Annotated in this window: 14 protein-coding genes and 1 tRNA gene; 7 read left to right on the top strand and 8 right to left on the bottom strand. The window is 58.1% G+C overall.

Annotated elements, in window-relative coordinates; translation table 11 throughout:
- Positions 1 to 434: 434 nt before the first annotated feature.
- A tRNA-Ser gene (locus KORLAC_RS03025) sits at positions 435 to 524 on the bottom strand.
- A 198-nt stretch (positions 525 to 722) separates the two neighbouring features.
- Here KORLAC_RS03025 and KORLAC_RS03020 point away from each other — a divergent pair.
- Genes KORLAC_RS03020 through KORLAC_RS03005 form a run of 4 tightly spaced genes read left to right on the top strand, consistent with a single transcriptional unit; the run spans position 723 to position 3,881 of the window.
- The gene (locus KORLAC_RS03020) at positions 723 to 1,628 is read left to right on the top strand and encodes a haloalkane dehalogenase (protein WP_068302731.1); all 906 of its coding nucleotides are present in this window, start codon (positions 723 to 725) and stop codon (positions 1,626 to 1,628) included.
- 22 nt (positions 1,629 to 1,650) lie between these two features.
- A complete protein-coding gene (locus tag KORLAC_RS03015; RefSeq protein ID WP_068302723.1) occupies positions 1,651 to 2,982 on the top strand; it encodes an amidohydrolase in 1,332 nt (443 codons plus the stop codon).
- A gap of 11 nt (positions 2,983 to 2,993) precedes the next feature.
- Entirely contained in the window at positions 2,994 to 3,410 is a 417-nt protein-coding gene (locus tag KORLAC_RS03010; RefSeq protein ID WP_068303156.1) for a VOC family protein, read from the top strand.
- A 15-nt stretch (positions 3,411 to 3,425) separates the two neighbouring features.
- Positions 3,426 to 3,881: a methyltransferase family protein gene (locus KORLAC_RS03005; protein WP_068302717.1), complete on the top strand. Its 456-nt coding sequence runs from the start codon at positions 3,426 to 3,428 to the stop codon at positions 3,879 to 3,881.
- 1 nt (position 3,882) lies between these two features.
- On the opposite strand, the gene hutG is transcribed toward KORLAC_RS03005, so the two are convergent.
- From hutG to KORLAC_RS02980, 5 genes are read right to left on the bottom strand one after another with little or no spacing between them, the layout of a single operon-like run.
- The gene (gene hutG / locus KORLAC_RS03000) at positions 3,883 to 4,677 is read right to left on the bottom strand and encodes an N-formylglutamate deformylase (protein ID WP_068302707.1); all 795 of its coding nucleotides are present in this window, start codon (positions 4,675 to 4,677) and stop codon (positions 3,883 to 3,885) included.
- Positions 4,674 to 6,227: a histidine ammonia-lyase gene (gene hutH, locus KORLAC_RS02995; RefSeq protein WP_074519359.1), complete on the bottom strand. Its 1,554-nt coding sequence runs from the start codon at positions 6,225 to 6,227 to the stop codon at positions 4,674 to 4,676. The genes hutG and hutH overlap by 4 nt, the downstream gene beginning before the upstream one ends.
- 17 nt (positions 6,228 to 6,244) lie before the next feature.
- A complete protein-coding gene (gene hutU, locus KORLAC_RS02990; protein ID WP_068302702.1) occupies positions 6,245 to 7,903 on the bottom strand; it encodes a urocanate hydratase in 1,659 nt (552 codons plus the stop codon).
- A 32-nt stretch (positions 7,904 to 7,935) separates the two neighbouring features.
- Complete coding sequence (hutC, locus tag KORLAC_RS02985; protein WP_068302700.1) at positions 7,936 to 8,661, bottom strand: histidine utilization repressor; 726 nt, start codon at positions 8,659 to 8,661, stop codon at positions 7,936 to 7,938.
- A complete protein-coding gene (locus KORLAC_RS02980; RefSeq protein ID WP_068302696.1) occupies positions 8,658 to 10,034 on the bottom strand; it encodes a formimidoylglutamate deiminase in 1,377 nt (458 codons plus the stop codon). Before KORLAC_RS02980 ends, hutC begins: the two co-directional genes overlap by 4 nt.
- 105 nt (positions 10,035 to 10,139) lie before the next feature.
- Here KORLAC_RS02980 and hutI point away from each other — a divergent pair, with 105 nt between their 5' ends.
- Together hutI and KORLAC_RS02970 are read left to right on the top strand one after the other, a co-directional pair.
- On the top strand, positions 10,140 to 11,342 hold the full coding sequence (gene hutI / locus KORLAC_RS02975; protein WP_068302691.1) for an imidazolonepropionase: 1,203 nt from the start codon (positions 10,140 to 10,142) through the stop codon (positions 11,340 to 11,342).
- A gap of 112 nt (positions 11,343 to 11,454) precedes the next feature.
- Positions 11,455 to 12,255, top strand: a complete 801-nt coding sequence (locus tag KORLAC_RS02970) for a substrate-binding periplasmic protein (protein WP_068302688.1) — start codon at positions 11,455 to 11,457, stop codon at positions 12,253 to 12,255.
- Here the strand turns inward: KORLAC_RS02970 and KORLAC_RS02965 are convergent.
- Positions 12,252 to 12,962 (bottom strand): Crp/Fnr family transcriptional regulator, encoded by a 711-nt coding sequence (locus KORLAC_RS02965; RefSeq protein ID WP_068302685.1) that lies wholly within the window; start codon positions 12,960 to 12,962, stop codon positions 12,252 to 12,254. The two genes, KORLAC_RS02970 and KORLAC_RS02965, sit on opposite strands and share 4 nt — an antisense overlap.
- Before the next feature lie 110 nt (positions 12,963 to 13,072).
- Between KORLAC_RS02965 and KORLAC_RS02960 the strand changes: the two genes are divergently transcribed.
- On the top strand, positions 13,073 to 13,918 hold the full coding sequence (locus KORLAC_RS02960; RefSeq protein WP_068302682.1) for a sterol desaturase family protein: 846 nt from the start codon (positions 13,073 to 13,075) through the stop codon (positions 13,916 to 13,918).
- On the opposite strand, the gene KORLAC_RS02955 is transcribed toward KORLAC_RS02960, so the two are convergent.
- Complete coding sequence (locus tag KORLAC_RS02955; RefSeq protein WP_068302679.1) at positions 13,919 to 14,605, bottom strand: hypothetical protein; 687 nt, start codon at positions 14,603 to 14,605, stop codon at positions 13,919 to 13,921.
- Positions 14,606 to 14,641 lie beyond the last annotated feature (36 nt).

The raw sequence follows: 14,641 nt of genomic DNA, 5'->3' as shown, positions 1-14,641 counted from the left end.
CGCTGGGAATTTCATATTGAAAGTAGAGTTTCATGGTTTGTCCCCTTTTGGATCAGGAAACAGTCGTCCCACTCCCAACTGCCAAGTGCCAAGTGCATTTTCTAGACTTGTCTTGAAAAGTAGGCACGACCTTCAGCAGACTTAGGAATACTGATTGGGGGAATTTATGACCCATCTGAAAAAGTGCGCTTCCTAATATCTCGGCGCAAAAGGATGGACGGAATGCATATAGGAAAGCCAAAAAGCACAAGGAGATCGTAGCAATCTCGTAGCAAGTGTCGCAGCTACGCCCACACAAAACCAGATTCCCGATTACACCCCCCACTTGAGGGGACCTGCATGGTGCCTCCTGGACCTCCTGGCGCAATGGCAAAAAGAAAACCCGCAGAAAACTGCGGGTTTTGACTTTTCATGAATTCTCTTGGTCGAGAAAATGGCGGAGACGAAGGGATTCGAACCCTCGATACCGTTGCCAGTATACTCCCTTAGCAGGGGAGCGCTTTCGACCACTCAGCCACGTCTCCGCCGCCGTGAATAGCTAAGTGCCACCCCTGAGTCAACGAACAGTTTCAAAAAAATGCACGGTGCCAGATTTGCCGCAGTCTGCCGCCATCACTGCCGATGTCACAAAAGCGAATAGCTGTGTTGCAAGGCCCCGGCTCGCCACGGGGCGATATCCGCCTATATCCTGATGAAACAGCTAAAATCTGGGAAGGAAAAATATGACACTGGAAGCAATCCGAACGCCCGACGACCGGTTCGACGACCTGCCGGACTGGCCATTTGAGCCGCACTATATGGATGACCTCAAAGGCTATGAGGGCATGCGCACCCACTATGTTGATGAAGGCCCAAAAGACGCAGATCGTACCTTTCTGTGCCTGCATGGCGAACCCAGCTGGTCCTATCTTTACCGGCACATGATCCCGCATTTCACTGCGTCAGGCGCGCGGGTTGTTGCCCCTGACTTCTTTGGCTTCGGCCGATCCGACAAGCCAACGCGCGATGAAGACTATAGCTTCCACTTCCACCGCAACTTCCTGCTGCGCTTTATCGAAAAGCTGGACCTGAAGAACATCACATTGGTGTGCCAGGATTGGGGCGGTGTTCTGGGGCTGACGTTGCCGGTGGACATGCCCGACCGTTTCAAACGCCTGCTTGTGATGAACACAGCCCTTGCGGTCGGCGTCCCCGCGGGCAAAGGCTTTAATGAGTGGCGCGAATATGCCCGCACAACGCCCGATATGCCAGTGGGTGGCCTGATGAAGCGCACAACGCCGCACCTGACGGACGCGGAAGTCGCGGCCTATGACGCCCCCTTCCCCGATCACCACTATAAGGCTGGCGTGCGGGCCTTCCCGCAACTGGTGATGACCGCCCCGGATATGGAAGGCGTGGGCACATCAAAGCGTGCCGCCAAATTCTGGAATGAAGACTGGACGGGCGAGACGTTCATGGCCATTGGCATGAAAGACCCGGTCCTTGGCCCACCCGCCATGCGTATGCTGGCCGGGCTGATCAAAGGCTGCCCTGAACCGATGGAGATTGCAGACGGAGGGCATTTTGTGCAGGAATGGGGCAACGAGATTGCGCCGGCCGCCCTGAAGCATTTTGGGGACATCGCATAAACAGGGACAAGGGGACGCAACCATGAAACATAGTTTCACCAAAACCATTGCAGCGCTGAGCCTGCTGGCAAGCACCAGCCTGGGCGCGGCTGCAGATAATCACAGCATCAAGGATGCCATCGCCAAAGATTATGATTATCTCGAGGACCTGTTCGTCTATCTGCACAAGAATCCTGAGCTGTCTTTCCGCGAGAACGAGACGGCTGAGCGGCTATCGAAAGAACTGAGTGCGCTTGGCTTCGACGTTACCACCGGGGTGGGCAGGACCGGCCTTGTAGCCATGATGAAAAACGGTGATGGCCCGACGCTCCTGATCAGGGCGGATATGGACGGCCTACCGGTTGAGGAAGCTTCGGGCCTCCCCTATGCGTCGACCAAACGGCAGGTGAACCTGGACGGTGTTGAAATGCCCGTGATGCACGCCTGCGGGCACGACATGCACATGACAGGCCTTGTTGGCACCGCCCGTCAGCTGGTGGCCATGAAAGACAAATGGCAAGGCACACTTCTGCTTGTCGGCCAACCGGCGGAGGAGACCATCAGCGGCGCCAAGGCGATGATCGAAGACGGCATCTATGAGCGCTTCCCGCGCCCGGATTATGCCGTGGCCTTGCACGTGGCCGCCCAAGCGCCTGCTGGTATGATCGTCTATAAGCCAGGCATCATGTACAGCTCCAGCGACAGCGTGCGCATCACGGTCCACGGCGTGGGCACACACGGGGCGTCGCCCCACCTGGGCAAGGACCCGATCGTGATCGGTTCCCAGATCGTCAATGCCCTCCAGACCCTGGTAGCCCGTGAAATCTCGCCGCTTTCACCAGGTGTGGTAACGGTGGGCACCTTCCACGCCGGCACCAAGAACAACATCATCTCGGATGAAGCCGTACTCACCCTCACTGTCCGTTCTAACGATGAGGAAGTGCGTCACAAGCTGCTGGCAGGCATCAAGCGCGTCGCGGAAAACACAGGTCGTGTCGCGGGCTTGCCGGAAGACAAACTGCCGACCGTTGAACTGTCGATCGAAAGCACGCCCACGACAGTGAACGACAAAGCGCTGACTTCACGGCTGGATAACGTGCTTAGGGAGCACTTCCCCGAAGGCCAGGTTGCCCGCTACGAGCAGAAAAACATGGGGGCTGAGGACTTTGCCTACTTCAGCCAAGTCGACCCGGCTGTACCCGGCTTCTATTTCATAGTCGGCGGCACGCCTATGGAGGCCTTTGAAGCCGAAAAGAATGGCGGCCCCGCCGTTGCCGGGCACCATTCACCTCTCTTCAAGATCGCGCCTGAACCATCAGTAAAGGCGGGCGTTGAAGCCATGACCGTGATCGCGTTGGATCTTCTTGGGAAATAAAGGTGAAGGATATGGCAATTCCTCCTTTCCATCTTGCGGTCCCGGTTGACGACCTTGAAGCAGCCCGCGCCTTCTATGGCGGGCTGATGGGCTGCCCTGAGGGGCGGTCCAGCGACACATGGATCGATTTCAACTTCTTTGGCCACCAGTTTGTGGTGCACCAAGGCACACCCCTTGGCCAGGCAGACACCAATGATGTGGACGGCAAGCAAGTGCCCAGCTTCCATTTCGGCGCGGTGCTGGATTGGGAAGACTGGCACGCGCTGGCCACCAAGCTGGCAGCGGCGGAAATTGAGTTCGTGATCGAGCCAGGCATCCGGTTCGAGGGAGAAGTGGGCGAACAGGCCACCATGTTCTTCCTCGACCCCGCCGGGAACGCCATTGAACTGAAGGCCTTCAAGGACCCATCCCAGCTTTTCGCGAAATAGTCAGAGGAAACGGCTATGCCTGAGAAGAAACGCCCAAATGTGCCGCGCATCCTGCCACCGCACCTGTTTTTCCTGACAGCAACACTGATGCTGGGCATTGGATACTGGGAAACCGGCGGCTTCGGCGTACAGTATTGGCCCCTTGGCCTGACGATCTTCGGCATCTGGATGGCGGCAAGAGAAAAGAACCGCTTTGTCGCGGCTGGCACCAGCTTCTATCCGGGCGAAGACGCGCACAAATTGATCACCTATGGCGCCTACCGCTTCACACGGAATCCGATGTATCTGGGCATGGTGCTTGGGCTGATTGGCCTGTGGCCGCTCACCGGCGGCTATTGGCCGGTGGTGCCTTTTGTGCTGTTCATCAGCATCATCACAATCCGCTTCATCCTGCCGGAAGAACGGCGGCTGGAAGAACTGTTCGGCGACGAATACCGTACCTACAAATCAAAGGTCCGGCGCTGGCTTTAAATCAGCCCTTCGGCTTCCAACTAAGCATGGCTTCCAGCATTGCTTGGATGGGTTTCGCCACTTCGCCTGCCCGCTCCGGCAGATAGGTGAAAGGGAAGCTTTCATCCATATAGGTGATTTGCGACAGCTCAAGCTGGATCGCGTGCACACCGTGCGCGGGTTGGCCGTATTTGCGAGTGATGAAACCACCCTTAAAGCGGCCATTCAATACTGCGCTATAGCCTTCAGCCTGCTGTGCCACACCGTACACAGCCTCTGCCAGTTCCGGGCTGCAGGACTGGCCGTCGTTGGTACCCAGGTTAAAATCAGGCAATTGGCCATCAAAGAAACGCGGCACGTGGGACCGGATCGAATGCGCGTCCCACAGCAACGCATACCCATGGATATGCCGCACGCGTTCGATCTCTGCCGCCAGCGCGTTATGATACGGCTTCCAGAAGTGACCGACACGGTCGCGCTGTTCCGCATCATGCGGCGCCTCTCCCGGCAGATAAACCGGATGTTCGTCAAATGTGGTGGTGGGGCACAGCTCGGTCACATTCTGGCCCGGGTACAGGCTCTTGCCTGACGGATCGCGGTTCAGGTCGATCACATAGCGCGAATAGTGCGCATGCACGACTGTTGCGTCCATGTCGGCAAGGAAGCTGTAGAGCTTCGGCAGGTGCCAGTCCGTATCCGCGATCTTGAGCGCGTCGGCTGTCATGCGGCCCGCGTAGGCCCCCAACTCCTCGCCGCTGTGCGGCATGGAGATAATGAGGGGGCTGTGCCCCCTCGTGAGATCGAAGACTTGCGTCAAAGTGCTTGGCTCCCAAGGCTTGTGGACGGCAGGAGCGTCTCCACATAGCCATTCAGACTACCGGAGGCCACCAATTCCCGCGCTGCCTCAATATCAGGGGCAAAGTAACGGTCTTCTTTGTAGAAATCCACCCGTTCCCGGATCAGCCCATAAACCGCCTCCAGTGGTTCGGATGACTTGAGCGGCCGGTGGAAGTCCATCCCCTGTGCCGCACCCAGAAGCTCAATCGCGATCACCGCACCAGCGTTGAAGGCAATGTCATGCAGGCGGCGACCCGCGAAGGTCGCCATGGACACATGGTCTTCCTGCCCTGCCGAGGTCGGGATGCTGTCCACACTTGCAGGGTGCGCGAACGTTTTGTTCTCGCTCACCAGTGCGGCAGTCGTCACCTGCGCGATCATGAAGCCCGAATTCAGGCCACCGTCTTCCACCAGGAAGGCGGGCAGGCCGGACATCTTGGGGTCGACAAGCAGGCTGGTGCGACGCTCTGAGATTGAGGCGATCTCGCACGCGGCAATTGCCAGCATGTCAGCCGCCATCGCCACCGGCTCCGCGTGGAAGTTACCGCCTGAGAGAATATCCCCTTCGTCCGGGAAAATGAGCGGGTTGTCAGTTACTGCATTGGCTTCTGTCAGCAGCGTTTCAGCTGCCTGGCGCATCACGCCAAGCGCCGCGCCCATCACCTGTGGCTGACAGCGCAGACTATAGGGATCCTGCACCTTTTCGCAGTCCTCGTGACTTTGACGAATGTTACTGCCGGCCAGTAGGCTACGGTACATGGCTGCCGTATCGATCTGACCCTGCTGGCGGCGTACTGCATGGATGCGTGGGTCGAACGGCACGTCAGAGCCCTTCATGGCGTCCACGCTCATGGCACCAGCCACCATGGCGGAGGCAAACACATTCTCAATCTCAAAGAGGCCGGAAAGCGTCAGCGCCGTCGACACCTGCGTGCCGTTCAAGAGCGCCAGGCCCTCCTTGGCGGCCAGCCGAAGCGGCTCAAGGCCAAGCATTTCTAGGCCGTCCTTGGCGGTCATGATCTTGCCCTCATGACGCACGTCACCCACGCCCAGAAGGGCTGCCGACATGTGCGCGAGCGGCGCCAGATCACCCGATGCGCCCACGGATCCCTTGGCCGGGATCACAGGGTAAACGCCGTGGCTGAGCAGCTTCAGAAGCGCATCGATCACCTCACCGCGGATGCCTGAGTGGCCTTGTGCCAGCGACGTTGCCTTGAGCGCCAGCACGAGGCGCACAACACCGTCCTTCAAAGGTTCGCCTGTGCCGGTCGCGTGGGAAAGCACAAGGTTTTCCTGCAACTTTTCAACGTCCGACGCCTTGATGCGCGTGTTGGCCATCAGGCCGAAGCCTGTATTGATACCGTAAGCGGTGTCGCCGCGGTCGATCAGGTCTGTCACTGTTTGCCGCGCGGCGTCAATGCGCGCCTGGTCGGACTTGTCCAGCGTCAGCTCGGTTGGCTTCTCGTATATATGCCTCAGGTCCTGCAGGCTGAAATGGCCTGCCTTTCGGATCATTTTATGCACTGTCATCAATCGGTTCCCACTCTCTACTTGTCGAGCATCGGAAGGTTCAGGCCCTTCTCGCGTGCACAATTCTTGGCGATATCATAGCCCGCATCCGCGTGGCGCATCACGCCCGTAGCGGGGTCATTCCACAGCACGCGGCCAACACGCTTGGCGGCTGCTTCTGTGCCGTCGCACAGGATCACGACGCCCGAATGCTGGCTGAAGCCCATGCCCACGCCGCCACCGTGGTGGAGGCTGACCCACGTGGCACCCGACGCAGTGTTCAACAGGGCATTCAGGAGCGGCCAGTCGGACACAGCATCTGAGCCGTCCATCATGGCTTCCGTTTCGCGGTTCGGGCTCGCCACAGAGCCGCTGTCCAGATGGTCACGCCCGATCACCACAGGGGCCTTCAGCTCACCGTTCTTGACCATCTCATTGAACGCGAGCGCCAGACGGTGGCGGTCACCAAGGCCAACCCAGCAAATCCGTGCCGGCAGCCCCTGGAACTGGATGCGCTCACGCGCCATGTCAAGCCAGTTATGAAGGTGCGGATTGTCCGGGATCAGCTCCTTCACCTTCTGGTCGGTCTTGTAGATATCTTCCGGGTCGCCAGAAAGCGCGGCCCAGCGGAACGGGCCGATGCCCTGACAGAAAAGCGGGCGGATATAGGCAGGCACGAAGCCCGGGAAGTCGAAGGCATTCTTCACGCCTTCGTCAAACGCCACCTGGCGAATGTTGTTGCCGTAATCAACCGTGGGCACGCCCATGGCGTGATAGTCAAGCATCGCCTGTACATGCACCGCCATCGACGGCTTTGATGCAGCCGCAACGGCTGCCGGGTCCGTCTCGCGCTTGGTAAACCACTCTTCAACCGTCCAGCCGATCGGCAGGTAGCCGTTCACCGGGTCGTGCGCCGAAGTCTGGTCTGTCAGCGCGTCGGGGCGAATGCCCTTCTTTACCATCTCCGGCAGGATTTCAGCGGCGTTGCCGAGCACACCAACAGAGATGGCTTTGCCTTCCGCGTGCGATTTTTCAATGATCTGGAGCGCTTCCTCTACCGTGTCGGCGCGGGTGTCCAGATAGCCGGTCTTCAGACGGTAATCGATGCGGCTTTCCTGGCATTCGATGGCCATGCAGCTTGCGCCTGCCATGGTGGCCGCCAGCGGCTGCGCGCCGCCCATGCCACCAAGGCCAGCTGTCAGTATCCACTTGCCGGAGAGGTCACCGCCGAAGTGCTGGCGGCCCATCTCAACGAATGTCTCGTAGGTGCCCTGCACGATGCCCTGGCTGCCGATATAAATCCACGATCCCGCCGTCATCTGGCCGTACATCATCAGGCCTTTTTTATCGAGCTCGTTGAAATGTTCCCACGTCGCCCAGTGCGGCACAAGGTTTGAGTTGGCGATCAGAACGCGCGGTGCGTCCGTGTGGGTTTTAAACACGCCTACAGGCTTGCCCGACTGCACCAAGAGGGTTTCATCTTCTTCCATGCCGCGCAGGGTGGCGATGATGGTCTCATAGCATTCCCAGTTACGCGCGGCCTTGCCGATGCCGCCATAAACCACAAGCTCTTCGGGGTTTTCGGCCACCATTGGGTCCAGGTTGTTCATCAGCATGCGCATGGGCGCTTCAGTGGCCCAGCTTTTACATGTCAGCTCCGCGCCGTGCGGTGCGTGAATATCGGGGCGGTTTTTCATGGTTTTGTCCCTTCTCTCTCGAAACAGTATTTTTATGCGGTAGACGAGGCACCCACGGGGGAGAACCTTGCCGTCAATTCATATCTATCGCCGGGGTACAGCAGGCGGGCATAGGACGCCACGCGGTCACCGGTCCAGGTACGGCGGTTGATCTCAAGGCAGGGTGACCCTTCCCTGACCTCCAAGAGCCGCTTTTCGCTGGGGGTTGCCGCTACAGCGCGCACAACATGCTCGGCGCGCAACAAGGGCGCCACCGCCAGCAGATAATCGGTCGGGGTTGTCGCTTCGAAATCCTGCGATAGCAGCTCTGGCGCGATCTCGGGGTTCACCCAGCGCTCTTCAAGCTCGATCGGCATGTCGTCGCCTTTGTGCACGATCAACAGGTAGAAAACCTTGTCACCTGTGGTGCGGCCCATTTCCTCTGCCACATCTTTCGGCAGCGCGATTTCTTCCTGGAACAGAACCACCGCCGACCATTCCTCGACCCGGGCTTCAAGCTCACCGCGGATCGACAGGATATCTGCAGCGTGGCCTCGCATGCGGCGGTCTGCAACAAAGCTGCCCATGCCCGCGCGTCGCACGATATGGCCTTCTTCGGTCAGTTCCCGAAGGGCCCGGTTCACGGTCATGCGCGACACATTCAGTTCGCGCACCAGTTCATTTTCACTTGGCAGCTTGTCGCCTGCGTCATAGCTGCCAGCCTCAATGGCGTCCATGATGTGGCGCTTGACCTGCTCGTATCTGGGGACCGGAATCATGCGCCCTCCTCTTCCATCAGGCGGGCAATGCGGCCCACTGTCTCATTGTATCGACCGAAGATTTCATCCTCATTCGCGTGCCTGCCACCAGTGATGACCCAGTCGCCCGCCACCATCACATCGGTGATGGTGGCGGGCTGGCCAGAAAAGACAAAGGCATCCACAATCTGGCTATAAGCCGCGCCCGCAAACATGGGTGCTTTACCGTCCAGCACGATCAGGTCTGCGCGCTTGCCTACTGCAATCTCGCCGACCGGCTGCGCCAATGCCTGGGCACCGCCCCTGGCTGCCTGCCGCCACAGGAACTCGCCCGTGTGGCCACCATCTGCATGGGTCAAGACAGTGCGGGCCTGCCGCGCAAGGCGCTGGCCATATTCCAGCAGCCTGAGTTCTTCGCGCACATCAATGCTGATGTGGCTGTCAGAGCCCACACCGAACCGGCCGCCAGCCTTGACAAACTCATGCGCCGGGAAGACACCGTCACCCAGGTTAGCCTCTGTTGTAGGACACAGGCCCACGACACAGCCGCGTTCTGCCATGCCGCGCCATTCGGCTTCCACCACATGGGTGGCGTGCACCAGGCACCAGCGTTCGTCCACATTTTGGGATTCCAGCAACCATTCAACCGGGCGCTTATCAGCCCAGTCAACGCATGCATTCACCTCACGCGTCTGTTCGGCGATATGGATGTGGATCGGCGCTTTCATATCCAGCGTCTCGATTGCGTCAATGGCTGGCGCGAAACTGTCTTCCGGCACTGCGCGCAGGCTGTGGAACGTAAGCCCCAGTCTGTGGCGTCCATCAAAGCGCGGCTTCAATACCTTCAGGAGCCGCGTGAAATCATCTGTGGAATGGATAAAGGGCGCCTGGCCTGAAACCGGCAGCTCGCCACCAAAGTCCGATGCCTGATAGAGAACCGGCAGATGTGTCAGCGCAATGCCGCTTGCGTTCGCTGCCTTCAGAACCGCCTCTGACATGGCCAGCGACTGGTCCTCATGCGCATTATGAAGATAGTGGAACTCGCCCACCGCCGAATAGCCAGCCTTCAACATCTCGACATACAGCGCGCTTGCGATCACCTCTACCGCCTCAGGCGTCATGTGGCGGGCAAAGTGATACATGGCGTTACGCCAGCTCCAGAAATCCGAGGCACCCGCTTCACGAAATTCTGCGAGGCCGGCAAACGCACGCTGGAACGCATGACTATGGAGATTAGGCATCGCCGGCAGAACAGGTCCATGCACAGGCTTGCCCGCTGGCGCCTTCTTGCCGCTTTCAAGCGCGGTAATCATGCCATCTGGCGCGACAGTCAGGCACAGGTCATGGAGCCAGTCTCCACCCACCAGGCCTTCAGAAAAATAATGTTTTTGCATTGCCGCCTCCAACTTGTATATACAAGTTCATACAGGTTAGCCTTTCTGTCAATCGATTCTTGTGATAATCGAAAAGGCAGGGAGAGGATCAACGAGGGAAAACCCATGTTTGACACGCTATTGCGCAATGTAAACATAGCCACCATGGCCGATGGCCGTGCGCCCTATGGCGCTATTGAAAGTGGCGCAATCGGTGTGAAGGATGGCCGACTCGCATTTGTTGGGCCCATGGCTGAGCTTCCTGCAGGCCTGTCCGCGGCCGAGGAAATTGATGGCAACGATATGTGGGCCTTCCCGGGTTTTGTCGACTGTCATACCCATATTGTCTATGGCGGCAATCGTGCCCGTGAATTTGAAGAGCGCCTGAACGGTGTGTCCTACGAAGAAATTGCCCGCCGGGGCGGCGGCATCCTGTCGACTGTCAAAAACACTCGCGCTGCAAGCGTGGAAGAGCTGACCGCCTCCGCGGTAAAACGCCTGAAACGCCTGGCCGCAGACGGGGTGACCACGGTTGAGATCAAATCGGGTTACGGGCTGACACTTGATGACGAATTGAAGATGCTACGGGCCGCCAAGGCCGCCGCAGAAGAAGTGGGCCTGCGCGTGCGTACCACCTTCCTGGGCGCCCATGCCCTGCCCCCGGAATTTAAGGACGACAAAGACGGCTATATCGCCCATGTGTGCGATGTGATGATCCCGGCCGTCGCCAAAGAGGGCCTCGCTGATGCCGTCGATGCCTTCTGCGAGGGCATTGCTTTCAGCGCAGAACAAACCGCGCGCGTGTTTGATGCCGCAAAAGCCCACGGCATCCGCGTGAAACTGCATGCCGACCAGCTGTCTGACCTATCGGGTGGTGCGCTTGCCGCCAGCTATCAGGCCTTGTCGGCCGACCACCTGGAATATGCCAGCGCGACAAGTGTGCGCGCGATGGCGGACACTGGCACTGTGGCAGTCCTGCTGCCCGGCGCCTTTTATGTTCTGCAGGAAACCAAGCGCCCACCGGTTGAGATGATGCGCCAGGCAGGCGTGCATATGGCATTGGCCACAGATGCCAACCCAGGCAGTTCGCCCGTCCTGTCGCTGCAACTAATGCTGCATATGGGCTGCACGCTCTTCGGCATGACACCAGAAGAAGCCCTGCGCGGCATCACCCTGAACGGTGCTCGCGCTCTGGGACTCGAGCAAGACCTTGGCACGCTTGAAGAGGGCAAACAGGCCGACATTCTGCTGTTCGACATCTCGGAGCCCGCAGAACTGGCCTATTATGTCGGCGGCATTTCGCCAAACCGGATCATTTCCCACCCCTAGATTGTATCAAGGCGGCTTTTAAGCCTCTTTTTGCTCTGCCGTTTTGGCGGGCGCATTGGATGTGTTATCGTACGCGCAATAAAAGCTAGGGAAGCTCAGGGAAGCTCAGGGAATGAAACGTGCCGTGTCGGGCCGCCCCTTCAAGGTGTGTCTTGCTGCTATGTGTCTGTTTTTCAGTGTTGGCCATAAGGCCGCCGCTGACGACACCCTACGGCTATACTACCTTGCGCTTCCCGGCCTCCTTGAGGGGGAAAATGGTGCCAATCACGGCCCGCTTGCCAAAGTCATCCGCGAGGTCAGCAAGCGTGCGGACGTTGAATTTCAACTGCAATATATGGTGATGAACCGAATGATCCGGGAATTGCAGACCGAAGAGGCAGCCGCAGGTGTGCCCCAATTGGGTGCAATGATCAAATTCCGCTATGAACGGCCTGTCCAGCTTTCCCTGCCCATCGTATTCCGGCGCGATTATGCCTTCGTACGAACAAACACCACCATCCCTCATACGCTGAATGAAATTCGGAAGATGGTGCTGGTCATAAGCCCCATGACCACCCTGCCACCACCCTTGAATGTCATCAGGGACGAACTGGCCATCCTTGAAACCCATTCAGATGCCTCGGCGCTGACCCTTCTATCCAAGGGCCGCGCCGATGTGTGGATCAATGACGAAACCACTACACGGGCGGGCATATTGGAAGCCGACGTCGACAATATCAAATATGATGCTAATCGGCCCTTCTATGTCTGGCCGGCCCACATGGTGTTTTCTAAGAGTGTCTCCCCCGCCCTGATCAAGCGCATCGATGCGGCAATCTTGTCGATGGTTCGGGACGGTACGATGGACCGCGCTCTGCCTAAAAATTTCGTGTCGAATTATAACGCCTACCTGCCGAAGCCAAAAGGCAACTAAGGCACGCCCTGCCTGCTTATCTGCGCAACTGGATCAAGGGTGACAAACGCCCGCAACCAATCGCGAAAAGCCTGCAGGTCGATAAGTTTTACCCCGCCGTAGACAGACTGGACAAAGCCGCGCCGACGGTAGTCCGCAAGCGTTTGCGCAATAGCAACCCGACTGACACCCAACAGATCCGCCAGCTCCGACTGGGTGACCTTGATGGTGGCATCCCCTTCCTCCTGCGCCATGGACAGCAAGGTTTTGCCCAACCGGTATTTAAGCGGATATCGCCTGACATCATCCATCCATTCCAGCGAATGATAGAGCCTGAGCGTCAAAAGCCGGATGATCGGCAGCGCAAGATCCGGCCTGTCGATCAACAGCTGGTCAAACCGGGCCTTCGAGATATGGCTGACGACTGTGTCACCCTGGGCATGGGCATCGTGGCTGCGCGGCAGGCCGCCAAAGACGGTGAACTCACCATAATATTGCCCTGCCTCCAGAACGGCGAGCGCGATGAAACGGCCGTCGCGGTCTGTCTTGCCGAAGCAAACTGCACCTTCCTTGATGATGGAAAAGCCCTTGTCCTGGTCACCCCGGCTTTGGATATGCTGTTTGTGCCGGTAGCTTTGCCGCACACCAAGGCCGTCCAGCAGCGTGCGCTGCTCAGCCGACAGCGCCGACATCAGACCCGGCAGGCCAAAGTTGAAAACAAAGCTCATGGATACCCCATAATGTAAACTATTTTACATTCTTATTCAGCCACATGCGTCATGCTTTGTCACGGGAATTGAGGAAACCCGGCCGATGGCCGGAACCAGGGAAGCACCAAATGCCGTATGAGCTGATCATCTTCACGATCTTTTTCGCCTTCGCAGCGCTTGAGGCCGTACAATCAAAATTGCTATTTCTGCCCACTGAGCGCCCTGAAGACAAATGGATCGAGCTGATTTGCGGTCTGTTCCTGCTGGCAATTACCCAGCCAAGCGTGATCATTGCGTCTGCCTATGTGACCGGCTGGATCGCCCCTGAGGCCAAAGGCATGCTGGCGGACATGCCGATCTGGGCCGGGGTAGCGCTTCTGCTGGTGTTCGATGATATGGCGCAATATTGGTGGCACCGGGCTTCGCACACTTTCCCGTGGCTTTACGGCCTGCACCGCTCGCACCATAATGCGGAATATATGAGCATCCGCATCGTATACCGGAACAACATCCTTTATTACGCCTTCATGCCCTCTCTGTGGCTATCTGGCGCGCTGATCCATCTGGGGCTCGCGCCCATCTATGGGGGCTATATCATCGTCAAACTGTTGGTGATTTACGGGGCGCACTCCAGCACCAAATGGGACGCGAAGCTTTATGGCATCAAATGGCTGTCGCCCGTGATGTGGCTGGTGGAACGAACCATCAGCACGCCGGCCACCCATTTCGCCCACCACGGCAAACATGCCGCCGACCCCGCAACAAACTATAAGGGTAACTTCGGCAACCTGCTGTTCTTCTGGGACGTGCTGTTTGGTACCGCCAAAATCACACGAAGCTACCCAAAGGAATACGGGGTCGAGAATCTCGCCCCCATGAGCGCCGGCGCGCAGCTGATATGGCCGCTCGTCCGCGATGAAACCACGCCCTATGCCGAGACCCCGCCCCAGGAGGTGCTGGCAGCAGCCGAATGATCAACCCGATTTGTCGGCGCCTGCCTTTGCGTCTCTCAACTTCTCAGGGTCATAGCGTCCGTGCAATCCCAGTGAAACCGATTCCTGGCTGACTGCGATGGATGCAGCCATCAGGCCGTCAGCAAGGTCGGCCAGCTTGCACTGGTCAAAATCCTGTTTTGGGTTTTCACCCGCCATCACCAGCGGCAGCATTTTGTTCACACAGTCACTGAAAGGCTGGATATATCGGTTGACGGACGCCCGTGCATCTGCCGCAAATGCATCCAGAGTTTGGCTATCAATCGTGCCGTGAAAGCGCAGCAGGTGGCCGTTGATTTCGGCCCCAGTCCTGATGATCTTCAACCGGCTTTCATCCCGAAGCTTGAGGAACCTGTCAACAAACCCTGCAGCCGCTATCTTATCGGCCATGCCTGCTTCATGCAGCCTGATGATATCTTCAAGCACCATCATCGTATCCCGCATGGTAGCCACACCTTTCATGGCGTCGCTTGATATTTCAAACGCAACGCTTTCTGTCCGCTCCTGGGCCGATGATCGTTTTTCAAGCTCGAACATGGAAACCGGGATCACCACAGGAACCGCAATGGCGCACACAGCCGCCAATCGCTGGAACCATTTTGGCATCAGAACCGTTGGCGCTGTTTCTTCTACTGTCGCCACTTCGGCATGTGCGTTTGCTTTACTCATTTCCTCGCCCCCTGCATGCGTCAAATTGATCAAACC

It is taken from the genome of Kordiimonas lacus (assembly GCF_001550055.1).
Taxonomy (GTDB): Bacteria; Pseudomonadota; Alphaproteobacteria; order Sphingomonadales; family Kordiimonadaceae; genus Kordiimonas; species Kordiimonas lacus.
Note: the sequence above shows the minus strand (reverse complement) of the source record. Positions and strands in the feature narration are given on the sequence as shown.